The following is a 22897-nucleotide window of genomic DNA, read 5'->3' as shown; positions in this document are numbered from 1 at the left end:
TTCTCAACGAGGAGAGCACGTGTCACAGGACACCTACGACTACGACGTCATCGTCGTCGGCTCAGGCTTCGGCGGTTCCGTGACCGCCCTGCGCCTGACGGAAAAGGGCTACCGCGTAGGTGTCCTGGAAGCCGGCCGCCGCTTCACCCGCGACACCCTCCCCAAGAACTCCTGGGACCTCAAGAACTACCTCTGGGCGCCCAAGCTCCACATGTACGGCATCCAGCGCATCCACCTGCTGGGCAATGTCATGGTCCTGGCCGGCGCAGGCGTGGGCGGTGGCTCCCTCAACTACGCCAACACCCTCTACGTACCGCCGAAGCCGTTCTTCGACGACCCCCAGTGGCGTGACATCACGGACTGGCAGGAGGAGCTGAAGCCGTACTACGACCAGGCGCAGCGCATGCTCGGCGTGCGGCTGAACCCGACGATGACCCCGTCCGACGTCCACCTGAAGGCCGCGGCCGAGCGGATGGGCGTCGGCGACACCTTCCACATGGCGCCGGTCGGCGTCTTCTTCGGCGACGGCAAGGACGCCGAGGGGACGGCGAAGGCCGGACCCGGAGAGCAGGTCGACGACCCCTACTTCGGTGGCGCGGGCCCGACGCGCAAGGCCTGTACCGAGTGCGGCGAGTGCATGACCGGCTGCCGTCACGGCGCGAAGAACACCCTCAACGAGAACTACCTCTACCTCGCTGAGAAGGCGGGCGCGGTCGTGCACCCCATGACGACGGTCGTGTCGATCACGGACGACTCGCAGGGCGGCTACGCGGTCGCGACCCTCCCCACCGGCGAGAAGAAGTCCGAGGGCCGCACTTTCAAGGCCCGCCGGGTGGTGCTGGCCGCCGGCACCTACGGCACCCAGACCCTGCTGCACCGTATGAAGGCGGGCGGCCAACTCCCGTACATCTCCGACAAGTTGGGCGAGCTGACCCGTACCAACTCCGAGGCGCTGGTCGGCGCGCAGACGGACAACCGCCGCTACCGCAAGGCGACCGGCGAGCCGAAGGTCGACTTCACTCAGGGAGTCGCCATCACCTCGTCCATCCACCCGGACGAGAACACCCACATCGAGCCGGTCCGCTACGGCAAGGGCTCCAACTCGATGGGCGGCCTGTCGATCCTCCAGGTCCCGTACGCGGAGGGATCGTCGAGAGTCATGGCCTGGTTGGCGAACGCCGCCCGCCACCCCCTCCTCGTGCTGCGCTCCCTCTCCAACCGCCGCTGGTCGGAGCGGACCATCATCGGCCTGGTGATGCAGTCGCTGGACAACTCCCTGACGACGTACCTCAAGCCGGACGGGGTCGGGAAGGGCCTGCTCACCGCCCGCCAGGGCCACGGCGCGCCCAACCCCAAGCAGATCAAGGCCGCCTCGGAGGGCGCGTCCGCCCTCGCCGCCGACATCAACGGCTTCGCGGGCTCGAACGTCGGCGAACTCATGGGCACCCCCCTCACCGCCCACTTCCTCGGCGGCTGCCCGATCGGCAGCTCGCGCGAGACCGGCGTGATCGACCCGTACCACCGCCTCTACGGCCACCCCGGCATCTCGGTGGTGGACGGCGCCGCGGTCTCCGCCAACCTGGGTGTGAACCCCTCCCTCACCATCACCGCCCAGGCCGAGCGGGCGATGTCGTACTGGCCCAACAAGGACGAGGAGGACCCCCGTCCGGCACAGGGAGCGGCGTACGAACGCCTGAAGCCGGTGGAACCGAACGCTCCCGCGGTCCCGGCGGACGCCTTCGGCGCACTGAAGCTGCCGTTCCTGGGAATGCCGGCGGTGCCGCCGAAGAAGTAGGCGCTCAGGCAAAGCGAAGGACCCGCACCCCCCTCCGAGTGCGGGTCCTTCTTTCTTGCAGTGAGCTGTTGTTACGCGCTCGCGCCGGCCCGACGGCGACGCACCGTGTACACCGCACCGGCACCGGCGACGACGGCGACACCGCCGACGAGGCCGATCACCGGCAGGGCGGAGCTGGAGCCGGTCTCGGCGAGGTTGCCGGTCGGCAGGGCGGAGATCTCACCCTGCGGCTTCTTCACCGAGTCCTTGGGTCCCTTGTCGCTCGGGGTGGCGGAGCCCGGGTCGGTGTTGGCGGAGCCGGCCTTCAGCACCTCGAAGTCGTACTGTGCCCAGCCCTCGGCGATGCAGTCCTGTCCGTCGACGTTGTCGAGGTAGGCACCGGAACCGAAGGAGTAGGCGTCGCCGGCCGGGGCCTTGGCGTCGATGCTGACGCGCAGGGCGACCGTCTGGCTCTTGCCGGCCTTCAGCTCGTCGACGTAGAAGAAGTAGTCACCCGCCCACTCGTCGGTACCGATGCGGTCCCAGGAGCCGGTCTCGGGGTTCTTGAACTCCAGGTCGACGTACGGGCTCAGGAACTTCGACTCGTCGAGCTCGTAGTTCTCCACCTCGGCGTAGAAGGCGACACCGTCGACGGTGGTCTTCGACTCGTTGGTGACGGTGAGCTTGAAGGAGTGGAAGCCGTCACCCGCGACGATCTTGCCCGGCAGCCCCTTGATGTCCGCGGACACCTTCGCGTTGCCGAAGTTCTGGTCGAGGTCGTCGCAGTAGGGGACGTCCGGGTCCGACGGGTCATCGCTCGGCTCGGCCGACACGGAGGGCGTGGGCTCGCTCGACTCGCTGGCGGAGGCGCTCGCCGTCGGCGTCGAGCTGGACGCCGAGTCGCTCGGCGCTGCCGTGTCGGTCGGCAGACCGGTGTCCGTCGGCGTCGCCGAGGCCGTGTCGCTCGGCGTCTCGGTGGGCGTCTCGGACACGGTCTCGGTGGCGCTCGCGGTCGGCGTCTCGTCCGCGAAGGCGGCGGGCGCGGACAGCAGCGCGAGGGGAGCGATGACCGCGGTCGCGGCCGCCACGCCCATGGCACGACGAAGCTTCATGAAAACCTCAGGGAGTCCAGTCCAGTGGGAGGGCTCCGCGTGTGGGGCGCGGGTGTGGCCCTTGGTTCGCCTGGTTGGATCCGTGAAGCGTGTAAATGGTTGTGCCGGCATTCACAGAATTCTTATGTGGCGTGGATCACTTGGAGTTGGCGTGCGGACCTTGAAGTCGGCATGCCGACCTTGAAGTCGGCATGCGAAGGGCCCCGCGGGCTTTGGCCGCGGGGCCCTTCTCCGTCAGCACCGACGTCAGGGCAGCGCCGGTGCCTGGGAGCGGCGCCGGGGGGTTGCGCCGCTTGTCTCGTGTGCCCTGGGTCGCCGCCCCGGCGCATCCGAGGCGCACGGATGGTCTCGACCTCTGAAGGTACGGAAGTGCAAGCAATGCAGTTGTCTGCTGCGGGACTTGGGGGCTTTCTACGCATCGTGCTGGATGGACGGGGCGTACGCAACCGTTTGACCCAGGGTTGTGCATTTTTGCATTTTCCGCCGGTCGGCCCCGGGCGTCCCCGGAGCCGACCGTTCTCTTGGGTGGCCGGGCTGCTGTCCCCTGCTGTCCGGCCACAACCCTGGAGTGAGGTCCCACGACGTTCGGCACGACCCGTACGTCTCATCACTCCAGCAAGCCACGCGTGGTTCTTTCGGGCCCGCCCCTGGCTGGCACGGACACCACCACCAACGAAGGGCTTCGCGCGGCGGTCACGCGCCGTACGGGTTAAAGGGACCCCGAACTCAGATGCGACCGCGGCACAGTTCGAGCAGCGTCATGGCGAGGGACGTACCGGGCTTGCCGAGGGCCTCGCTGTAGTGGCCGAGGACCTCCATCTCGCGGGACAGGTTCACGCGCCGCCCGCCGGAGGCGATGCGGGCCTCCTGGATGACGGCGGAGACGGCCATCCGTTCCTGGATCAGGCCGATGATCCGGTCGTCGAGCGCGTCGATGCGCTCCCGCGCGCCGGTGATCACATCGGCGGCCTCGGTGGTACGGGCGCCGGTCTTCTCTGCTGCGGTGGCGGTCATGTCGGGGCTCCTCGAAAGAGTCGAAGGGCGGCGTCCCGGACCGGCAGTGTCCGCAAACGCCAGGCGCCCCGGACCTTGTCGGCCCGGGGCGCCTGGGAAGTCGCTTGTCAGTTGCTCAAGCAGCACGACCATGGCAGCCGGTGGGCCGGTTGCCATAGGTAAAGAGGAAGGTCGCGGTCTTGAGCATGGGGCCAGTATGCCGTGGGTGCCGACGGTGTCCAAGGCGGTTCGCATCCTGAGACGGGACTTGCTCACGGGGCGGTCCCGCCAGGCCCGGTAGACTCGGCCTCACACACACCCTCGCTCACCGCCGGAAGGCAACCCGTGTCATCAGCGACCCCAGCCGCCACCGACACCGTCCTGGTCGTCGACTTCGGCGCGCAGTACGCCCAGCTCATCGCCCGTCGCGTCCGCGAGGCCCGGGTCTACAGCGAGATCGTGCCGAGCACCATGCCGGTCGCTCAGATGCTCGCCAAGAACCCGGCGGCGATCATCCTCTCCGGCGGCCCCTCGTCCGTGTACGAGGAGGGCGCCCCCCGCCTCGACCGCGCGCTCTTCGAGGCCGGTGTCCCCGTGTTCGGCATGTGCTACGGCTTCCAGCTGATGGCCCAGTCCCTCGGTGGCACGGTCGACAACACCGGCGCGCGCGAGTACGGCCGTACCGATCTGCACGTATCGAAGTCGTCCTCCACCCTTTTCGAGGGCACCCCGGCCGAGCAGCACGTGTGGATGTCGCACGGCGACGCCTGCTCCGCCGCCCCCGAGGGCTTCTCCGTCACGGCGTCCACGGACGTCGTCCCGGTCGCCGCCTTCGAGAACGACGAGAAGAAGCTGTACGGCGTCCAGTACCACCCCGAGGTCATGCACTCGACGCACGGCCAGCAGGTGCTGGAGCACTTCCTGTACCGGGGCGCGGGCCTGACCCCCTCCTGGACCACCGGGAACGTGATCGAGGAGCAGGTCGCCGCGATCCGCGAGCAGGTCGGCGACAAGCGCGCCATCTGCGGTCTGTCCGGCGGCGTCGACTCCGCCGTGGCCGCGGCCCTCGTACAGAAGGCCATCGGCTCGCAGCTGACCTGCGTGTACGTCGACCACGGCCTGATGCGCAAGGGCGAGACCGAGCAGGTCGAGAAGGACTTCGTGGCCGCGACCGGCGTCCAGCTGAAGGTCGTGGACGCGGAGGAGCGCTTCCTCACCGCGCTCAAGGGCGTCTCCGACCCCGAGGAGAAGCGGAAGATCATCGGCCGCGAGTTCATCCGGGTCTTCGAGCAGGCGCAGGCGGAGATCATCGCGGACGAGGGTCCGGCGGTGGAGTTCCTCGTCCAGGGCACGCTCTACCCGGACGTGGTCGAGTCCGGCGGCGGCACCGGCACCGCCAACATCAAGTCCCACCACAACGTGGGCGGGCTGCCGGAGGACCTCGAGTTCAAGCTCATCGAGCCGCTGCGCAAGCTCTTCAAGGACGAGGTCCGGATGGTCGGCCAGGAGCTCGGGCTCCCGGACGAGATCGTCCAGCGCCAGCCGTTCCCGGGTCCCGGCCTCGGCATCCGGATCGTCGGCGAGGTCACCAAGGAGCGGCTCGACCTGCTCCGCGAGGCCGACGCCATCGCCCGCGAGGAGCTGACCGCGGCCGACCTCGACCGCGACATCTGGCAGTGCCCGGTGGTACTGCTCGCGGACGTCCGGTCCGTCGGCGTCCAGGGCGACGGCCGGACCTACGGCCACCCGATCGTCCTGCGCCCGGTCTCCTCCGAGGACGCCATGACGGCGGACTGGTCGCGGCTGCCGTACGAGGTCCTCGCGAAGATCTCGACGCGGATCACCAACGAGGTCACGGACGTCAACCGAGTCGTCCTCGACGTGACGTCGAAGCCGCCGGGCACCATCGAGTGGGAGTAGTCCCCACGGCTGTGAAGGTCATGTCCGCTTGAGCGTGCGCACCGGCGCTCCGGGCTTCCAGACCTCGACGACCAGGTACTTGTCGTCCTCGACGTAGGTCCGTACGACCTCCGTCAACTCGGTGCGGAAGAGGTGGAACGGCTCCGGCGGTTCCACCTCTTTGCTGTACGCCGCCTTCGCCTCCCCGTCCTCGACGCCGACGGCCCGCCCGCTGATCCGCACGTCACCGCCGCCCATCCCGGTGCCCGGCCCCGGATTCGCCTGCAGTGCGAAGCGCGGGTCGCGGTTGAGATCGAGGGCCTTGAGCGAGCCCGGCATCATGCCGAGCCACAGCTCGCCGTCGAGAAAACGGACCTCGAGGCCGGTGGTGCGCGGGGAGCCGTCCTTGCGGAGCGTGGCGAGAACGTGGTGGGTGAAGGCGCCGAAGCGTTCCTCCACGGTCCTGGCCAGGTCGGGTTCGGCGCTGGCGAACGCCGCCCAGTTCGCTGCCGTATGCGCTTCCGTGTTCGCTGCCGTCTTCGCTGTCATACGGCGAGTGTCGCGCCGATACCCGACATCTTCTGTCGGGTATCCGTGGGGGCGTCACAGCCCGCCCGCGCGCCCCCGGAACGGTTGCGCGCGTCATCTTTACAGAACATCTCTGTTCTCCTGGGCTGACCGACGGTAACTTCCGCCCCGTAAAGCAACCCAGTGCTGGAGGACACATGCACGGGACCCCCGGGGCCGGGCCCACTCCGCCCCCCGCCCTTCCGAGCGACCGGCTGCGGTTCGCGATGCCGCCGATGCACGACTCGGTCGAGGACGAGCGCCGGCATCGCAAGGAGCGGCTCGCGGGCGCAGTGCGGATCTTCGGGCGGCTCGGCTTCGAGGACGGCGTCTCGGGGCACATCACGGCCCGCGACCCCGAGTACAGCGACTGTTTCTGGGTCAACCCCTTCGGGATGCCCTTCAAGCACGTCACCGTGAGCGACCTGGTGCTCGCCAACTCGGAGGGTCAGGTGATCGATGGGCGCTACCACGTCAACCAGGCCGCCTTCACCGTCCACGTCCAGGTGCACGCCGCCCGCCCGGACGTCGTGGCCGTGGCCCACTGCCACTCGGTGCACGGCCGTGCCCTGTCCGCGCTGGGCGACCTGCTCGACCCGATCACCCAGGAGAGCTGCGCCTTCTACGAGGACCACGCCCTTTACGACGCCTACACCGGCGTTGCCGTCGACGCCGAGGAGGGCCGTCGCATCGCCACGGCGCTCGGCTCCCGCAAGGCGCTCGTGCTGCGCAACCACGGGCTGCTGACGGTCGGCGACTCGGTGGACGCGGCGGCCTGGTGGTTCGTGTCCATGGAACGCTCCGCCCAGGTGCAGCTGACCGCCAAGGCCGCCGGACGCCCCCTCCTCATCGACCACCGGCTGGCGGTGGCGACCCGCGAGCAGCTCGGCGGCGACCTGGTGGCGTGGATCAACTACCAGCCGCTGTGGCAGGACATCAGCCGCAGCGAGCCGGATCTGCTGAGCTGACGGCTTCAGAATCCTCGCAGTACGGCCGCCTTGGTCATCGCGAACTCCTCGTCCGTGAGCACCCCGTCCCGGTGCAGCTCGCCCAACTCCCGCAGCCGCCGCAGGAGTACGTCGTGGTGGTCGGCCGCGGGCGGTACGGCCGCCGTCGGCTGCCGTCTCTCCGCGTACTCGCCGCCGTTGCGGGTGGACGGGTGCGGCAGGCGCGCGGTGATCGCGGTGGCGACGAGCGCGGTGAGCAGGTCGCGCCGCGCGCTGCCCCACAGGTCCAGGGCGTACGGGTCCTTCTCCGGCGGCAGCTTGGAGAACACCGTCTCGCGCGTCACGAAGCGCAGGAAGCCGTCCTCGTAACCGGAGTTGGGCAGCCACTCGACCTGCACAAGGTCGCCGACGGCGATGATCCGCGGCCCGGTCGCCCGCTTGACCCGGTCGGAGGTGTCGGCCCAGTCGATGCGCACCTGGGTGCCGTCGAAGGAGACGGTGCCGTCGGAGGAACGGACCGAGACCGGCACGGGCGGCCCCGGCAGCAGATACGCCTTGGTCGGCTCCTTGGGAATCTGGTCCAGCAGCAGAGCCCGGCGGATCTCCTCGGCGACGTACTCGGCGACCCCGGCCCGGTCCACGTCCACCACCAGCCGGTACGGGTCGGCCGGATCGGGCAGCCGCCCGCCGGTCGCCTGGAGCAACGGGTCGGCGCCCTCGCGCAGCCGTATCCGCAGCCGCCCGCGCTTGCGTTCGGGCTCGAAGACCACGCCCGCGACCGCTTCGAGGGGCACCGCGACCTCGCCGTACGTCTGCCGGAACAGCGGCACGGAGCGGTGGAGACCCGGCGTGATCCTGACCGTGGTGCCGTCGAAGGCCCAGGTTCCGTCGCGCTGGATGATCTCGGCCATAGGGAAATTCTCGCAGCAGGGTCAACACGGCGGCCCCGCTTCACCCCGCGCTGACCAGACCTGCCGGACGGGGGCGGGGTGGCGTAGGGCACAATTCGCTGTCATCACTCGGGGAGTTGCAGGCGGCGGCCGAATGCTGGACAGGGCCGCCGGCCGCAGGGGATGCGGGGAAGGCGGGCGTCGAGCGTGGCGGTGCAGGAGGCGAGAGGCGGCGCGGACGCGGGCGCCGGCAAAGGTGCGCACGGCGGTGGCTGCACCTGCGGGGACTGCCCGCACGGGGCGCGCGAGGGACACCGGCGCGCGGTCGCCGAATTCCTGCTGATGCGGGACGGTTTCGCGGCCGGTCAGGGGCTGCCCGCCGCGGTGGCCCACTCCGCCTCGGCCTCCCGCCAGTGGGTCTCGGAGGAGCTCACCCAGTCCGCGGAACTCGTCGCCGAGCGCGGCCGCGCCGAGGGCGAGGCCTGGCTGGCCCGTCTGTGGCGGCGGACGGTGTGTGCGGTGTGGGCGCTGGTGGTGCTGTTGCTGCTGGTGCAGTCGCTCACGGCCATCGGCGCGGGCTGGACGACGGCGCGCACCGCGGGTCTGCTGGCGGCCGTGCTCGTGGGCGGGGTGCTGACCGCCGCGTCCTGGTTCCACCGTGCGCGGGGCGGCCTGCTGGCTCCCGTCATCGGCGAGGACAACCGCCTGTCCACGTCCCGCGCGGTGGCGGCGGCCTGGGTGCTGTTCGTCGCCTACGCCGTGCTGCTCCTGGCCGGCCGCCTCGCCGCGGCCTCCGACCACACGGAGCGCGACACGCTGATCTCCGGCCTCGGTCTCGCCCGCGGCGCCGGTGTCGTCACCGTCCTCGCCGTGGTGTGCGGCATCGCGGTGCTGGTGCGGCGCGTGGTCGGGCTGCGGGTCCTCGGCCAGCGGCTGCAGAAGGTACGGGCGGACCGGCCCAGGGCGGCCGACCTGCTGACCGACGACTCGGGACGGGGCACCTTCGCCGACATCCAGTACGTCGTGATCAGCACCGTCGCCGTCCTGTTCGCCGCGGTACGGCTGGCCCGCCGCCCGGACCAGCTGCCGGACCTTCCATGGGGTCTCGCGGTGGTGGTGCTGGTGTCGGCGGCGACCTACGTGGCCGGCAAGTACGCGGAGGGCGGCCGCCCGGTGATCCTCTCCGTGGTGCGCGCCCGGGAGGCCGGCGACCTCGACGCCCCCATCCGCACGGGCGACGACATCGAGATCCGCGGCGCGGGCTTCGTCCCCCCGGGAGCACAGGGCGCCGACCGGCTGACCCGCATGGTGGTCCGCATCGGCACGGTGAACGTCCATGTGCCCCTCGTCCCGGTGACCGGCGGCTTCAGCAACCCGACGGACGCGGCACTGACCGTGCCGGTACCGGCGGATGTGGAACCGGGGCGTGTCGAGGTGCAAGTAGTCACGGCAGCGGGGGTAGAGACGAATAGGTACGCGATTGATGTGACGGACTGAGTTGACGGACTGAGTTGACGGACTGAGTTGACGGACTGAATCGATGTGACGGACCGAATAGGACACCCCTCTCGGCGCAGGGCACGGGCGTTGAAATCGGCACGAACTCATTGAGCGCACCGTCCTTTGCGTACGTATCGTCTGGTGAGGGGTCCCGGCACCGCGGGCGAGAGGCGACAGCGATGACTCACGGCATGCGCACGGACACGCACACCCCGTACCTCGACGGCGACCGGAGCTGGCGCGATTCAGCGTCCCGGTACGCCCTCCTTCCGCTCCGCGTCTTCCTCGGCGTCACGTTCATCTACGCCGGGCTGGACAAGCTCACCAACAGCGCGTTCCTGAAGGACTCCGGTTCCGGATCCATCGGCGAGATGATGCGCAACGTCCGCGACTCCTCCGCCATCCCAGCCATGGTCGACATGGCCCTGAAGAACCCCGTGGGCTTCGGCTACGCCATCGCCCTGGGCGAGTTGGCGGTCGGCATCGGCACCCTGATCGGCCTGTTCGCGCGCCTGGCAGCGCTCGGCGGCGCGCTGATCTCCCTCAGCCTGTGGCTCACCGTGAGCTGGCAGTCCGACCCGTACTACTACGGCAACGACCTCGCCTACCTGATGGCCTGGCTCCCCCTCGTGCTCGCGGGCGCCGCCACCTTCTCCCTGGACGCGGCACTCCGCGCGCGGCGAAGGCAGCGGGCGGGAGGCTACCGGTAGCTCCTGGTCGGCGGGGGCTACCGGTCGCGGAGCGCCCCGGCCCGACCGGGACCCGCGCCACCCCGGACTCCTGTGTCATGTCCCCCGGCGTGGAGCCGCGCTGCCCCGGAGACCTGTGTCATGTCCCCGGTGCATCCAGCTGCGCCTCAGTCGGCCCCTTTCCAGCCACTGCCGCCCGGCGCCGCCGTATGCCCCGGGTCAGCGCTCCCACCACACCGGCCAGACAGAGCCCGCCCGTGACGACCGGGATCACCGCGAACCACGGGGTCTCCCACAGTCCGCCCGCGTCACCGGCGTAGACGGCGCCCGCAAGGGCGAGGAAGACACCGGCGACCAGCTTCCCCGGCTGGAACTCATGACGCAGCACGGCTCACCTCCGCCTGTCCGAGACCGACCTTGAGATCGAGGTCGAGCGTGCCTGTGTTCTTGCCGCCCGAGACCGCCGGCAAGGTCACCTCCTTGTGCTTGCCCGGCTCCACGTCCACGTCTCCCGGCTTGTCGCCCGGCAGCTGGATGTCGCCCACCCCCACGTCGATGCTCAGCTTCACGGTCACGTCCTTCGGCACGATCACCTTCAGCCGGCCCATGCCGACATCGGCCTTCGTGCTCACCGTCTGTCCCTTGGCCGGGTGCAGCCGGCTCAGATCCAGGGTGCCGACGCCGCTGCCGACGTCGTACTTCTCCTGCACGTCCGCCGCCGCGGCCGGCTGCCAGGTCGTGCGTATCCAGTGCGTGCCGACGTCCTTGGGCAGGGCCGCCGAGCCGGCGAGCAGGGCCGCCGTGATGATGGCGAGGAAGACCGACCCTGCTCCCGTACGCCCCAGGAACGCGCTGACCGCGATGCCCAGGCCGAAGACCACGAGCGCGCAGGACAGGCCGGTCTGCAGGCTGGTGCCGAGCGCATGGTCGTCCCAGGTCAGGCCGGTGCCGAGGGCGCCTGTGAGCAGGGCGAGCAGGAAGACCCAGCCGCCGATCCAGCGGGGGCCGCGCGGCCTGGGCGCCGGTGAGCGCGGTGTGCGGATGTCTGCGCGATGGGGCCAGGGCGTGCCGAGGCTGATGTTGACCGCTGCCGCGATGTCCCGGTCGCGGGAGTCCTGGGGGCCCCACAGATAGCCGGTGCCGCCGACATGCGTGCCGTCCTTGACGATGGGGTCGCGCCACCAGGAGGGGTAGGCGGCGGGGACCGGCGGTGCCTGGGCCTCCGGTGGGGCGTCGGCGACGGCCTGCGCGGCCAGGGGGTCGGGGTCGGGGGCGCCGCGCTGCCGCGACCAGTACCCGGCGCCCGCGAGGAGCAGGGAGAGGACGACGGCGAAGGCCAGCACCCCGCCGTTCTTCAGCAAGGACAGGAACACCCCGCAGCCGACCAGCGCGAACATCACCGCGGTCAGCGCCTGGCCGTCGACGCGGCCGGTCAGCAGCTTGCGGACCTCGTTCTCCTCCTCGTCCTCGTACGGGATGAGCAGCCAGGCGAAGCCGTAGAAGATCAGGCCGATGCCGCCGGTCGCCGAGAGCACCGCGAGGGTGATCCGGAAGATCACCGGATCCATGTCGCACTGCCGCCCGAGCCCCGCGCACACCCCGGCGAGCACCTTGTACTGCCGGTCGCGCCGGAACTTGCGGGGAGCCTCGGCGGTCTCCGCAACCGCACCTCCCTCTTCCTGCGCGCCCGCCCGCCCGTGCGCGCGCGAGCCCGCGTCCGCGTCGGCAGGGGCACCGGCGCCCGGGTCCGCCCCCGCACCGGGTCGCGGCCCGGCGGCGGCTGCGGCATCCGCGGCGGGCGCGGCATCCTGCGGCCCGGCGCCCGGAGCGGGGCGCGGGCCGGAGCCGGGTCCCGGACCCGTCGCGGCGCGCTCGTGATCTGTCATGTGTCCATGGTGACGGCCGAGCCGCTCCGGCGGGAGTCGGTACGACCCTGGCCGGACCCTGATATCGCCCCTGAGCCGGCGACCGGGAAGCGTTCGACGGGGCCCGAGTTCGAAGATCAGGGGAGTCTCGGGGGTCGACCCTGATGCCCCTGTCCTCCGACCGTGTGAGTATCGATGGCATGCCGGAAGCCGCTGCAGCGCCACTCGTCGAACCGCGGCCGCCGCGCAAGCTCTACCGCAGCAGCGACGGACGCTGGCTCGGTGGCGTGGCGCGGGGGCTCGCCGGGCATCTCGGGCTGCCGGTCATCTGGGTGCGGCTGGTGTTCGTCGGCCTGTTCATGGCGGACGGCCTGGGCGCGCTGCTGTATGCCGCGTTCTGGTTCTTCGTGCCGCTCGGCGTCGGCGGCGTCGGCGGCCAGAAACCCCCGTCGCTGGTCAGCACCGAGACCTCGCCGGACGGCCGCCGCAGACTGGTCGCCCGCAAGCCGGACAAGGGCCAGATCGTCGCCCTGCTCCTCATGGTCGTGGTGGCCATGGTCTTCGTGGGCAATGTGAATGTGGGCGGCGGAGCCAAGGCCTACCTCTGGCCCACCGTCCTCGTAGGCGCGGGCGTCGCCCTCGTCTGGCGCCAGGCGGACAACGCGCGGCGGGCCCGCTGGGTCGAGGTCGGCAGCCGTCGGCGCACGCTCACCCTGCTGCGCGCGGCGGGCGGCGTTCTCCTCGTCACAGCCGGCGTCTCCGGCATGTTCGTGCTGCAGGGCTCAGCCGCCCACCTCGGTTCCGTCCTGCAGGCGGCCCTCGCGGTCCTCGTCGGGATAACGCTCCTCGCTGGGCCGTACCTCGTCCGTATGACCCAGGACCTCTCCGAGGAGCGCCTGATGCGCATCCGCGCGCAGGAGCGCGCCGAGGTCGCCGCCCATGTCCACGACTCCGTGCTGCACACCCTGACCCTGATCCAGCGCAACGCGGAGAACGCGAACGAGGTGCGCCGCCTCGCCCGCGCCCAGGAGCGCGACCTGCGCACCTGGCTCTACAAACCCGAGGGCACCGGCAAGGACGAGGCGGACGAACCCGCCAACCTCGCCGACGCGGTGCGGCGCAACGCCGCGGAGGTCGAGGACAAGCACGGCGTCCCCATAGAGGTCGTCGTCGTCGGCGACTGCCCGCTCGACGAGCGGATCGGCGCACAGATGCAGGCCGCGCGCGAGGCGATGGTGAACGCCGCCAAGTACGGTGGCGAGGGCGGCGCCGTACAGGTCTACGCCGAAGTCGAGGGAAAGACGGTCTTCGTGTCGGTCCGGGACCGCGGCCCCGGCTTCGACCTGGACTCGATACCCGCCGACCGCATGGGCGTCAGAGAATCGATCATCGGCCGCATGGAGCGCCACGGCGGTACGGCGCGGCTGCGCGCGGTGCCGGACGGCGGCACGGAGGTCGAGCTGGAGATGGAGAGGGCGGAGAAGACGTGATGAGCGACCCGACCGAGGCTAATGCGGAGCCTGTGGAGCCGACGGCCGGCGGTGGCGCGGGCGAGCGGCACGTGCGCGTGGTCCTCGTCGACGACCACCGCATGTTCCGTACCGGCGTACAGGCCGAGATCGGCCAGACCGAGCAGACCGGCGTCGAGGTCGTCGGCGAGGCCGCGGACGTCGACCAGGCGGTCACGGTCATCACCGCGACCCGCCCCGAGGTGGTCCTCCTCGACGTCCACCTCCCGGGCGGCGGCGGCGTCGAAGTCCTGCGCCGCTGCGCCGCGTTGATGGCGGACGCCGAGCAGCCAGTCCGCTTCCTCGCGCTGTCCGTGTCGGACGCGGCGGAGGACGTGATCGGCGTGATCCGGGGAGGCGCGCGCGGCTACGTCACCAAGACGATCACCGGCACCGACCTCGTCAACTCCATCTTCCGCGTGCAGGAAGGCGACGCCGTCTTCTCCCCCCGCCTGGCCGGCTTCGTCCTCGACGCCTTCGCCTCCACCGACGCCCCGCCGGTCGACGAGGACCTCGACCGCCTCACCCAGCGCGAGCGCGAGGTACTGCGGCTGATCGCCCGGGGGTACGCGTACAAGGAGATCGCCAAGCAGCTGTTCATCTCCGTGAAGACGGTCGAGTCCCATGTCTCGGCGGTACTGCGGAAGTTGCAGCTGTCGAACCGGCATGAGCTGACGCGGTGGGCGACGGCGCGACGGCTGGTCTGAGAAGCCCCTGCCCGAAGCTCACACCACCCGCGTGGCCCCCGCGAACGGCATCTCGTCGATCGGTGCGATCCGCACCGGCGCCGACGGATTCGGGGCGTGGATCATCATGCCGTTGCCGACGTAGATGCCGACGTGGCTGATGCCGGAGTAGAAGAACACCAGGTCGCCCGGGGCCAGTTCGGAGCGGGACACGCGGCGGCCGGCGTCGATCTGGGCGTAGGTGGTACGGGGCAGGGAGATGCCCGCGGCGCGATAGGCGGCCTGGACGAGGCCCGAGCAGTCGAAGGCGTCCGGGCCGGTCGCGCCCCACACATAGGGGCTGCCCAGCTTGGAGTACGCGTACGAGAGGGCCGCTGCGGCGCGGGAGCCGGGCGCCTCGGCGGTCGCGGATCCAAGGGGCGCGAGGCCCTCCCGGCCACCCGTGGCCGACCGTGAGGCGCGGCCGGTGCCGTCCCCGAGCCGAGCGCGCTCTGCAGCCGACAGCCGGGACATCAGCCGCCGAGCCGCATCCAGCTTCCCGTTGATCGTCTTCTGGTCCCGCTTCAGCTCCGCCTGCCGCGCCCTGAGCCCGGCCAGCTCGATGCGTGCGGCCCCGCGCAACTGCTCGATCTCCCGCAGCTGTTCGCGTACGCCCGCAACGGCCGCCGCCTGCCGGGTGCCCGCCCGGTCGACGAACTCGGCCCCCTCGAGATAGTGGTCGGGGTCGTCCGACAGCGCGAGTTGCAGCGCCGGGTCGAGGCCGCCGTCGCGGTACTGCGCCGCGGCCATCGAACCCAGCTCGTCCCGCGCCGAGTTGAGCCCGTCCGTCTTGCGCGCCGCCTCGTCCCGCAGTGTCGACAGCCGTTGCTCGGCGGCGTCCGCCCGCTCCTTCGCCCCGTCGTACTTCTGGGTGGCGACCTCCGCCTCCTGGTACAGCTTGTCCACCTCCGCCTTGACCTGCTCCGGCGACAGATCCGGCTCGGCGTGTCCGGTCCCCTCGAAGCCCGTGGCGGTCGCCGCGCCCGCCAGCGCGATCGTGAAGGCGGTCCGGGCCGAACTGCCGCTGAGCGAGCGCCGACTGGGCCTGCGGTGCGCTGCCACGTGGACTGCACGTCCTTTCGTACGACCGCCCGTTCCGGGGCGGCTTACGCGTCCGGCGGCGGCCCGCACAGGGGGAGCGGGCCGCCGCCGGACCTTCTCGGCGGTGGTGGCCGGCTGCCGCCCCTGGCCCGGGCGGCGGTGGGGAGCCGGTCACCTGGTGGAGGACGCTAAACCTGACTGTGTCGGCTCGGTAACGCGATGTGCGGAAGTGCCCCCGGCGGATCGCCGCGTGACCGTACCCGACCGTGATCCAGGACTCGCGCCGTCGACTTCACGCAGTGCGCTGACCGATGTGGCGGTTCCGGGACACGTGCGGGTGGCGGAGTGCTATGGGCCGCATGTATGCGGGATCCGCCTATGGGATCCACCTATGGGGTCCCGGTATGGGATCCAGGTATGAAGGACGGGGCGGTGTCCGGCGCCCCATGCGCCCCTGTTTAAGCTCCGGCCTCATGGACGTACTCATCCATCTCTTCGTCGGCCTGCACATCATCGGCATCGCCGCGCTTCTCGGCGGCTTCCTCACCCAGATGAAGGCGATGTGCCGCGGCGAGGCCCGTTTCGTCCCGGCGATGCTGCACGGCGCGCTGACGATGCTGGTCACCGGCGCGATCCTGGTCGGCCTCAACCAGGCCGACGACCATCACGTCAACAACATCAAGATCGGCGTGAAGCTGGCCCTGCTGATCGTGATCCTCGGCCTGGTCTATGTGAAGCGGGACGACGAGAAGGTCGACAAGAGCCTGTTCGGGCTGGTGGGCCTGCTCACCACGGCGAACATCTTCATCGCGGTGCTGTGGACCTGATGCCGGCGCGGGCCGCGGCGACAGCCCCCGCGGCGACGGCCACCCACGCCGCCACCGCAATCCACAGCAGCACCCGCCCGGGCCCCTTGAGCCACGGGACATCCAGGGCGGCGGCGACGGACAGCACGGCCGCCGCCGTCATCCCCATCGGGAACACGGTCGCCCAGCGGCGCACGTCGTAGCCGCGCCGCGGCCGGAGGGCCTCGGCGACGAGCAGTACGGCGTACCAGGCCAGGCCGAGCGCGAGCAGCGCGACGGTGACCGAGCGCAGGACACCGCGGTCGTCGTCGTTCCACAGGTACAGGCGCGCGCTGTCCGCGGCGACGAGCTTCGATCCGGCGAGCGCCGAGATGGCGAGCGCGCCGCCCGCCATCCACTGGTCGCCCGGCCCTTGCCTCACCTGTCGCAGGTCGAAGAGGGCCAGCGCACAGCCGTAGAGAACGAGCCCGAGCCAGAACAGCACGAGCGCCGCATGCGCGAGCCATGCCGTCGCCTCGGCCCCGGCGAGCGTGGCGCCGAGCACCGCGAGCCCCTGCGTGGCCACACAGCACAGGAAGACCGCGCCCGGCATGTGACGTCGCCAGTGCCGTACGGCTTCGACCAGCAGCCCCGGCCACAGCACGGCCGCCAGTGCGAGCAGGGCCTCGGCGAGGGTCTGCCGTCCCAGGGCGGAGAACCGGGTTCCGAGCACGGCGGTCGCCGCGACGGCGGTCAGCGCGCCCGGCGTCCCCGCCTCCGCCCGCCACCTCTCCCGATCCCGCATCAGACGGACGCCGAAGTCCGCCGCCAGCCCCGCCCAGGCTGCACAGGCCAGGACCAGGAAGACCCGCGACAGAACCTCGTACCCCGTCAGATGCAGCCCGACCGACAGAATGCCGGTCGCCATCACGGCGGACCCGGCCGCCGGCGAACGCTGCGCCCACCAGGCGCGGAGTGAGGTCGGTCCGGACATGGGGCCGATGCTAAGGAGCGCGGCGCGGGTTGAGGGCGGGCCACGCGCGCGGGTACGGCGAAATACGCGCGGGCGCGGGGCAGGAACGGGCGCGCCGGACAGGAGCTGCACGCCGGCGACTCAGGGAAGGCGCCCTCCGCGGAACTCCCGGAAAACGGCCCGCACGCGCGCGTGCATCACAAACTGCCTCCACGCGCGCGTGCACCGCTCCCCGGTGTCGCAGGGCTCACCGGTGCCTCAGGCGGGCCGCACCACACTGTGGATGATCGATTCGCCGCCGTAGTAGACCGACTCCTCGCGGACGTAGGCGCCGGGCTTCGGGGCGTGGATCATCATGCCGTTGCCGATGTAGATGCCGACGTGGCTGATGTCGTCGTAGAAGAAGATCAGGTCGCCGGGCTGGGCGTCGGTGAGGGAGACCGTGGTGCCGGCGTTCACCTGGTCGTAGGTGGTGCGCGGGAGGGAGACGCCCGCGGCCTTCCAGGCGGCCTGGGTGAGGCCGGAGCAGTCGTAGGAGTCGGGGCCGGTGGCGCCCCAGACGTACGGCTTGCCGATCTGCGCGCGGGCGAAGGCGAGCGCCTTCTCGGCCTTGGTGGCGTACGAGGAATCGCTGGTGGAAGTGGATCCCGAGTCCGTGGAGGAGCTGCCGCTCTGATCCTGCTGGGCAGCGGCCTCCGCCTTGGCCTTCTCCTCCGCCGCCTGCTGCTTCGCGAGCTCCGCGGCCTTCTGGGCGGCCTCTTCTTCCTTCTTCTTCTGGATCGCCGCGAGCCGCGCCTTCTCCTCGGCGGTCAGCTTCGACAGCAGTTCGCGCGCGTCGGAGAGCTTCTTCTGCACCGTGGACTTGGCGGTCTGCAGACTGCTCTGCGTCTCGGTGAGCGTCTGGAGGCTCTTGGAGGCCTCCTGACGCTTCTTCATCGTCGCGGACTGCTCGGTGAAGTAGTCGTCGACCGCGCTCTTCTGGCGGGAGGTCAGCCGCCCCATCAGCTGCGTCTGGTCGAAGTAGTCCTGCGGGGAGTCGGCGAGCAGGAAGGTCGCCGTGTCGGGTGCGGCGGCGCCGGTCCGGTATTGGGCCGCGGCGAACGAACCGAGCTGCTCCCGCTCTTCGTTGAGCTTCTGAGTGCGCTTGGCGACGTCGTCGAGGAGGGTGTCGACGCTCTTGCGCTGCTGCGTGGTCTTCTCTTTGGCCGCGTTGTACTTCTCGGTGGCCGACTCCGCCTGGCGGTAGAGGTCGTCGACCTTCTTCTCGACTTCTTCGAGGCTGGGCTTCCCGTCAGCGGCGGGGGCGGCATTGGCCGACTGGGACAGCAGGGCCACCGAGGTGAGGGCGGCCGTGGCGAGGGCGGGGGTGCGTATGCCTGCTACGCGCGTACCCGCGGGGCGCGACTTGCGGTGCGACGCCAAGGGAGGCGACTCCTTCCATGCTCCGCCTACCGAGTTAGCTGTCGGGTTCGGGCGGGTGGTTCGGAAGGGTTGCCCTACGGTCCGTTCCCGAAAGGGAGTCGGACCGATTCACCCCAAGGTCGGTGTGGGTCCCCGGCTCCGGATGCGCGGCGGCGCGCCGGACTCGGCGGAGGCCGCGCGGCCCGGCGACGTTCGCCGGTGGGGGTCGTGCGGCCTGCCCGGAACGGTAGCCAACTCGTGTGGCCTCTGTGAAGGTTGATGTTCGATATGCCCGATACATTTTCGTGACCTTTGGTCAGGACGTCGCAGGTGGTCGTCAATCCGGAGGGATCTGCACCGACTTGTGCGTATTTTTGCCGGAGTGATGACGTCCGACCGCTTCCGGACGCTAACTTCCAGCCAGTCGCGGTCAGGTGCCGCGGCAGGTGAGGGGGTACGCCATGAGAAAGCGCACAGCACTCGTCATGGGCACATCGGCCGCCCTGGCCGCCACCGCGGGCATCGCGCCCGCGAGCGCCACCGGCGGACACTCCGGCGGCAGGCCGGTGATCCGCGTGATCGCGACCGGCCTGGACAACCCGCGCCAGCTCTCGTACGACAACGGGCACCTGTACGTCGCCGAGGCCGGCCGCGGTGGCAAGAAGTGCCTGGGGCAGGGACCGGAGGGCCCGACGTGCATAGGTCTCTCGTCGGCAGTCACCAAGATCTTCTGGGACGGGGGTGCCTGGAAGCACTACCGCGTGGTCGACGGCCTGCCCTCGGCGGGAGCGCCCGACGGCGGCTTCTCGGTCGGCGTGGACGGCGTCTCGGCCCTGAACGGCTGCGTCTGGGGCGTGGAGACCTGGGCCCCGCCGGAGGCCGGCGTGCCCACCACCCCGCCCTGGAACAAGCTCGGCAAGCTCCTGTCCATCGAGCGGGGCAAGGCGAGGATCGCCGCCGACATCTCCGCCGTAGAACTGAAGTACAACCCGCACAAGGCGTCCGTCGACTCCAACCCGTACGCCGTCCTCGCCCTCCCCGACGGCCGCAAGATCGTCGCCGACGCGGCCGGGAACGACCTGATCGAGGTCTCCCCGAACGGCAAGGCCCGCCCGTTCACGGTCTTCAAGGACCATGACAAGCACGAGGCCGTCCCCACATCCCTGGCCCTCGGCCCCGACGGCAACCTCTACGTCGGCGAGCTGAACGGCGAGCCCAAGAAGCCCACCGCGCGCGTGTGGAAGGTCGACCCCTGGAGCGGGAAGATCCTCGGCTGGAAGTCCGGCTTCGGCTCGATCACGGGCATCGCCTTCAACGACGACGGAGATCTGTACGTCAGCCAGCTCTTCGCCGGCGTCGTGACGAAGGTCTCGGGCGGCACACGTACGAACGTGAAGGTGCCGTTCCCGGCGGGCATTGCCGTCGACCCCTGGGACGGCAAGGTCTACGTCTCGGCCTGGTCGATCGCGGACCGTGACGGCACGGTCCTGGAGGGCAGGAAGACGCCCGGCGGCCAGGTCTGGAAGATCCTCGGCTTCTGAGCTGCGGGAGGCCGGAGGGCCGGGTTCCGGGAGGCCGGTTCCCGGCCCTCCGGGTCGCTGAATCCGGCGATGTTCTCAGGGCGGCGGCGGGCTGTCAGTGGGGCGCCCTAGACTCGGAGAGCGATGAGCAGCCTCTTTGACGACAGCTTCCTGGCGAACCTCCAGGCCCCCCGCGGGCACGAGGAGGAACCTCCGCCGCCGCCCGAGGACGATCATGGACCGGAGCCGGTTCCGGACGATCTGTTCGGCGGGAAGTTCGACGTGCCACCGGACCGGGACGCCTACTACCGCGACGGCGCCCCCCGCCCGGCGATCGACCCGGCCGCGCTCCTGGACGGGCTGAACGAGAACCAGCGCGCGGCCGTCGTCCACTCCGGCACCCCCCTGCTCATCGTGGCCGGCGCCGGTTCCGGCAAGACCCGCGTGCTCACCCACCGCATCGCCTACCTCCTGGGCGAGCGGAATGTGCATCCGGGCCAGGTCCTCGCGATCACCTTCACCAACAAGGCCGCGGGCGAGATGAAGGAGCGCGTCGAGCAGCTCGTCGGCCCGCGCGCGAACGCGATGTGGGTGATGACCTTCCACAGTGCGTGCGTGCGCATCCTGCGCCGGGAGAGCAAGAAGCTCGGCTTCACCTCGTCGTTCTCGATCTACGACGCCGCCGACAGCAAGCGCCTGATGGCCCTGGTCTGCCGCGACCTGGACCTCGACCCCAAGCGCTACCCGCCGAAGTCCTTCAGTGCCAAGATCTCGAACCTGAAGAACGAGCTGATCGACGAGGAGGACTTCGCCGCCCAGGCCGCCGACGGCTTCGAGAAGACCCTCGCCCAGGCCTACGCCATGTACCAGTCGCGGCTGCGCGAGGCGAACGCCCTCGACTTCGACGACCTGATCATGACGACGGTCAACCTGCTGCGCGCCTTCCCGGACGTCGCCGAGCACTACCGCCGTCGCTTCCGCCACGTGCTCGTGGACGAGTACCAGGACACCAACCACGCCCAGTACGCGCTTGTACGCGAACTCGTCGGCACCGGCGCGCACGCCGAGGACGTACCGCCCAACGAGTACGACCTGCAGCCCGCCGAACTGTGCGTCGTGGGTGACGCCGACCAGTCGATCTACGCCTTCCGCGGCGCGACGATCCGCAACATCCTCCAGTTCGAAGAGGACTACCCGGACGCGACGACGATCCTCCTGGAGCAGAACTACCGCTCCACGCAGACCATTCTGAGTGCGGCGAACGCGGTCATCGAGCGCAATGAGTCCCGCCGCCCCAAGAACCTGTGGACGAACGCGGGCGCGGGCGCGCGCATCACCGGCTACGTCGCGGACACGGAGCACGACGAGGCGCAGTTCGTCGCAGACGAGATAGACCGCCTCACGGACTCCGCCGAGGCGAAGGCCGGAGACGTCGCCGTCTTCTACCGCACCAACGCCCAGTCCCGTGTCTTCGAAGAGGTCTTCATCCGCGTCGGCCTGCCCTACAAGGTCGTCGGCGGCGTCCGCTTCTACGAGCGCAAGGAGGTCCGGGACGTCCTGGCCTACCTGCGGGTGCTGGCCAACCCCGAGGACTCGGTGCCGCTGCGCCGCATCCTGAACGTCCCCAAGCGCGGCATCGGCGATCGCGCGGAGGCGATGATCGACGCCCTCGCCCAGCGCGAGAAGATCAGCTTCCCGCAGGCGCTGCGCCGCGTCGACGAGGCGTACGGCATGGCCGCGCGGTCGACCAACGCCGTCAAGCGGTTCAACACGCTGATGGAGGACCTCCGCACGATCGTCGAGTCGGGCGTCGGCCCGGCGACCGTCCTGGAGGCGATCCTCGAACGCACCGGCTATCTCGCCGAGTTGCAGGCCTCCACCGACCCCCAGGACGAGACCCGCATCGAGAACCTCCAGGAACTCGCCGCCGTGGCCCTGGAGTTCGAGCAGGAATCCGGTGAGGGCGAGGCGACCGGCGGGCTCTCCGACTTCCTGGAGCGCGTCGCGTTGGTCGCCGACTCCGACCAGATCCCGGATGAGGACGAGGACGGTTCCGGAGTCATCACCCTGATGACCCTGCACACCGCCAAGGGCCTCGAGTTCCCGGTCGTCTTCCTCACCGGCATGGAAGACGGCGTCTTCCCGCACATGCGCGCCCTCGGCCAGACCAAGGAGCTGGAGGAGGAGCGGCGGCTCGCGTACGTCGGCATCACCCGCGCGCGTGAGCGGCTGTACCTGACGCGCTCGTCGCTGCGCAGCGCATGGGGGCAGCCGTCGTACAACCCGCCCTCGCGCTTCCTGGAGGAGATCCCGGCGCACCACGTCGACTGGAAGCGGACAGGCGCGACGGCACCGGTCCCCTCCGGCCCGGCGTCGGGTGTGGCGGCCTCCCTGTCGTCCTCCCGCTCGCGCTCCTCGGCATCGGGCGCGTCCGGCTTCGCCACGAGCCGGGCCTCCGACAAGCAGGTGGTCTCGCTGGCCGTCGGCGACCGCGTCACGCACGACCAGTTCGGACTCGGCACGGTCGTGGCCGTGAAGGGCACGGGCGGGAACGCCGAGGCGACGATCGACTTCGGCGACACCAAGCCGAAGCGGCTGCTGCTGCGATATGCGCCGGTGGAGAAGTTGTAACTGGCGGTGACTTACAGCCCGTCTGGGGGCACCCCCTCTGGGGGAGTTTGAGGACGAGGCCGTTCAGGCCGAAGCGG

General features: G+C 70.5%; 19 protein-coding genes and 1 riboswitch. Of the genes, 10 read left to right on the top strand and 9 right to left on the bottom strand.

What is annotated here, in order from left to right:
• Window positions 1-19: 19 nt before the first annotated feature.
• Complete coding sequence (locus ACFY10_RS18150; RefSeq protein WP_390666116.1) at window positions 20-1795, top strand: GMC family oxidoreductase N-terminal domain-containing protein; 1776 nt, start codon at window positions 20-22, stop codon at window positions 1793-1795.
• Between the two features lie 71 nt (window positions 1796-1866).
• Here the strand turns inward: ACFY10_RS18150 and ACFY10_RS18145 are convergent, their stop codons facing one another.
• Window positions 1867-2886, bottom strand: coding sequence for an LAETG motif-containing sortase-dependent surface protein (locus ACFY10_RS18145; protein WP_390666115.1), 1020 nt, complete (start codon window positions 2884-2886; stop codon window positions 1867-1869).
• Between the two features lie 726 nt (window positions 2887-3612).
• On the bottom strand, window positions 3613-3900 hold the full coding sequence (locus ACFY10_RS18140; protein WP_390666114.1) for a chorismate mutase: 288 nt from the start codon (window positions 3898-3900) through the stop codon (window positions 3613-3615).
• 324 nt (window positions 3901-4224) lie between these two features.
• Between ACFY10_RS18140 and guaA the strand changes: the two genes are divergently transcribed.
• Window positions 4225-5799, top strand: coding sequence for a glutamine-hydrolyzing GMP synthase (gene guaA, locus ACFY10_RS18135; protein ID WP_390666113.1), 1575 nt, complete (start codon window positions 4225-4227; stop codon window positions 5797-5799).
• An 18-nt stretch (window positions 5800-5817) separates the two neighbouring features.
• Here the strand turns inward: guaA and ACFY10_RS18130 are convergent, their stop codons facing one another.
• The gene (locus ACFY10_RS18130) at window positions 5818-6327 is read right to left on the bottom strand and encodes a pyridoxamine 5'-phosphate oxidase family protein (protein WP_390666112.1); all 510 of its coding nucleotides are present in this window, start codon (window positions 6325-6327) and stop codon (window positions 5818-5820) included.
• A gap of 176 nt (window positions 6328-6503) precedes the next feature.
• Here ACFY10_RS18130 and ACFY10_RS18125 point away from each other — a divergent pair, with 176 nt between their 5' ends.
• Entirely contained in the window at window positions 6504-7313 is an 810-nt protein-coding gene (locus ACFY10_RS18125; protein WP_390666111.1) for a class II aldolase/adducin family protein, read from the top strand.
• A 5-nt stretch (window positions 7314-7318) separates the two neighbouring features.
• On the opposite strand, the gene ACFY10_RS18120 is transcribed toward ACFY10_RS18125, so the two are convergent.
• Entirely contained in the window at window positions 7319-8203 is an 885-nt protein-coding gene (locus ACFY10_RS18120) for a DUF4429 domain-containing protein (protein ID WP_390666110.1), read from the bottom strand.
• Window positions 8204-8389: 186 nt separating this feature from the next.
• Between ACFY10_RS18120 and ACFY10_RS18115 the strand changes: the two genes are divergently transcribed.
• Together ACFY10_RS18115 and ACFY10_RS18110 are read left to right on the top strand one after the other, a co-directional pair.
• Window positions 8390-9679, top strand: coding sequence for a hypothetical protein (locus tag ACFY10_RS18115; RefSeq protein WP_390666109.1), 1290 nt, complete (start codon window positions 8390-8392; stop codon window positions 9677-9679).
• Between the two features lie 182 nt (window positions 9680-9861).
• A complete protein-coding gene (locus ACFY10_RS18110) occupies window positions 9862-10392 on the top strand; it encodes a DoxX family protein (protein ID WP_390666108.1) in 531 nt (176 codons plus the stop codon).
• A gap of 118 nt (window positions 10393-10510) precedes the next feature.
• Here the strand turns inward: ACFY10_RS18110 and ACFY10_RS18105 are convergent, their stop codons facing one another.
• Window positions 10511-10759: a hypothetical protein gene (locus ACFY10_RS18105; protein ID WP_390666107.1), complete on the bottom strand. Its 249-nt coding sequence runs from the start codon at window positions 10757-10759 to the stop codon at window positions 10511-10513.
• Window positions 10746-12257, bottom strand: a complete 1512-nt coding sequence (locus ACFY10_RS18100) for a PspC domain-containing protein (RefSeq protein WP_390666106.1) — start codon at window positions 12255-12257, stop codon at window positions 10746-10748. Before ACFY10_RS18100 ends, ACFY10_RS18105 begins: the two co-directional genes overlap by 14 nt.
• A gap of 179 nt (window positions 12258-12436) precedes the next feature.
• Between ACFY10_RS18100 and ACFY10_RS18095 the strand changes: the two genes are divergently transcribed.
• The gene (locus tag ACFY10_RS18095) at window positions 12437-13726 is read left to right on the top strand and encodes a PspC domain-containing protein (protein WP_390666105.1); all 1290 of its coding nucleotides are present in this window, start codon (window positions 12437-12439) and stop codon (window positions 13724-13726) included.
• Complete coding sequence (locus tag ACFY10_RS18090; RefSeq protein ID WP_390666104.1) at window positions 13726-14451, top strand: LuxR C-terminal-related transcriptional regulator; 726 nt, start codon at window positions 13726-13728, stop codon at window positions 14449-14451. The genes ACFY10_RS18095 and ACFY10_RS18090 overlap by 1 nt, the downstream gene beginning before the upstream one ends.
• An 18-nt stretch (window positions 14452-14469) precedes the next feature.
• Here the strand turns inward: ACFY10_RS18090 and ACFY10_RS18085 are convergent, their stop codons facing one another.
• A complete protein-coding gene (locus ACFY10_RS18085) occupies window positions 14470-15531 on the bottom strand; it encodes an NlpC/P60 family protein (protein WP_390666103.1) in 1062 nt (353 codons plus the stop codon).
• A gap of 452 nt (window positions 15532-15983) precedes the next feature.
• On the opposite strand from ACFY10_RS18085, the gene ACFY10_RS18080 reads away from it, so the two are divergent.
• Window positions 15984-16337, top strand: a complete 354-nt coding sequence (locus ACFY10_RS18080; protein ID WP_390666102.1) for a hypothetical protein — start codon at window positions 15984-15986, stop codon at window positions 16335-16337.
• Here the strand turns inward: ACFY10_RS18080 and ACFY10_RS18075 are convergent.
• Both ACFY10_RS18075 and ACFY10_RS18070 read right to left on the bottom strand, forming a co-directional pair.
• Window positions 16315-17289, bottom strand: coding sequence for a tellurite resistance/C4-dicarboxylate transporter family protein (locus ACFY10_RS18075; RefSeq protein ID WP_390666101.1), 975 nt, complete (start codon window positions 17287-17289; stop codon window positions 16315-16317). The two genes, ACFY10_RS18080 and ACFY10_RS18075, sit on opposite strands and share 23 nt — an antisense overlap.
• A gap of 237 nt (window positions 17290-17526) precedes the next feature.
• Window positions 17527-18690: an NlpC/P60 family protein gene (locus ACFY10_RS18070; protein ID WP_390666100.1), complete on the bottom strand. Its 1164-nt coding sequence runs from the start codon at window positions 18688-18690 to the stop codon at window positions 17527-17529.
• Window positions 18691-18698: 8 nt separating this feature from the next.
• Window positions 18699-18869: riboswitch (cyclic di-AMP (ydaO/yuaA leader) on the bottom strand.
• Between the two features lie 261 nt (window positions 18870-19130).
• Between ACFY10_RS18070 and ACFY10_RS18065 the strand changes: the two genes are divergently transcribed.
• Both ACFY10_RS18065 and pcrA read left to right on the top strand, forming a co-directional pair.
• The gene (locus ACFY10_RS18065; protein WP_390666099.1) at window positions 19131-20210 is read left to right on the top strand and encodes a ScyD/ScyE family protein; all 1080 of its coding nucleotides are present in this window, start codon (window positions 19131-19133) and stop codon (window positions 20208-20210) included.
• A gap of 123 nt (window positions 20211-20333) precedes the next feature.
• Window positions 20334-22820, top strand: a complete 2487-nt coding sequence (pcrA, locus tag ACFY10_RS18060; protein WP_390666098.1) for a DNA helicase PcrA — start codon at window positions 20334-20336, stop codon at window positions 22818-22820.
• The last annotated feature ends 77 nt before the right edge of the window (window positions 22821-22897 follow it).

It is taken from the genome of Streptomyces sp. NPDC001401, assembly GCF_042895385.1.
GTDB lineage: Bacteria > Actinomycetota > Actinomycetes > Streptomycetales > Streptomycetaceae > Streptomyces.
Note: the sequence above shows the minus strand (reverse complement) of the source record. Positions and strands in the feature narration are given on the sequence as shown.

What these genes read in the sequence shown, in the direction of transcription:
- pcrA (WP_390666098.1), top strand. Translation starts at nt 20,334, where the DNA reads ATGAGCAGCCTCTTTGACGACAGCTTCCTGGCGAACCTCCAGGCCCCC.
- ACFY10_RS18140 (WP_390666114.1), bottom strand. Translation starts at nt 3,900, where the DNA reads ATGACCGCCACCGCAGCAGAGAAGACCGGCGCCCGTACCACCGAGGCC.
- ACFY10_RS18110 (WP_390666108.1), top strand. Translation starts at nt 9,862, where the DNA reads ATGACTCACGGCATGCGCACGGACACGCACACCCCGTACCTCGACGGC.
- ACFY10_RS18120 (WP_390666110.1), bottom strand. Translation starts at nt 8,203, where the DNA reads ATGGCCGAGATCATCCAGCGCGACGGAACCTGGGCCTTCGACGGCACC.
- ACFY10_RS18145 (WP_390666115.1), bottom strand. Translation starts at nt 2,886, where the DNA reads ATGAAGCTTCGTCGTGCCATGGGCGTGGCGGCCGCGACCGCGGTCATC.
- ACFY10_RS18125 (WP_390666111.1), top strand. Translation starts at nt 6,504, where the DNA reads ATGCACGGGACCCCCGGGGCCGGGCCCACTCCGCCCCCCGCCCTTCCG.
- ACFY10_RS18075 (WP_390666101.1), bottom strand. Translation starts at nt 17,289, where the DNA reads ATGTCCGGACCGACCTCACTCCGCGCCTGGTGGGCGCAGCGTTCGCCG.
- ACFY10_RS18095 (WP_390666105.1), top strand. Translation starts at nt 12,437, where the DNA reads ATGCCGGAAGCCGCTGCAGCGCCACTCGTCGAACCGCGGCCGCCGCGC.
- ACFY10_RS18065 (WP_390666099.1), top strand. Translation starts at nt 19,131, where the DNA reads ATGAGAAAGCGCACAGCACTCGTCATGGGCACATCGGCCGCCCTGGCC.
- ACFY10_RS18090 (WP_390666104.1), top strand. Translation starts at nt 13,726, where the DNA reads ATGAGCGACCCGACCGAGGCTAATGCGGAGCCTGTGGAGCCGACGGCC.
- ACFY10_RS18100 (WP_390666106.1), bottom strand. Translation starts at nt 12,257, where the DNA reads ATGACAGATCACGAGCGCGCCGCGACGGGTCCGGGACCCGGCTCCGGC.
- ACFY10_RS18130 (WP_390666112.1), bottom strand. Translation starts at nt 6,327, where the DNA reads ATGACAGCGAAGACGGCAGCGAACACGGAAGCGCATACGGCAGCGAAC.
- ACFY10_RS18080 (WP_390666102.1), top strand. Translation starts at nt 15,984, where the DNA reads ATGGACGTACTCATCCATCTCTTCGTCGGCCTGCACATCATCGGCATC.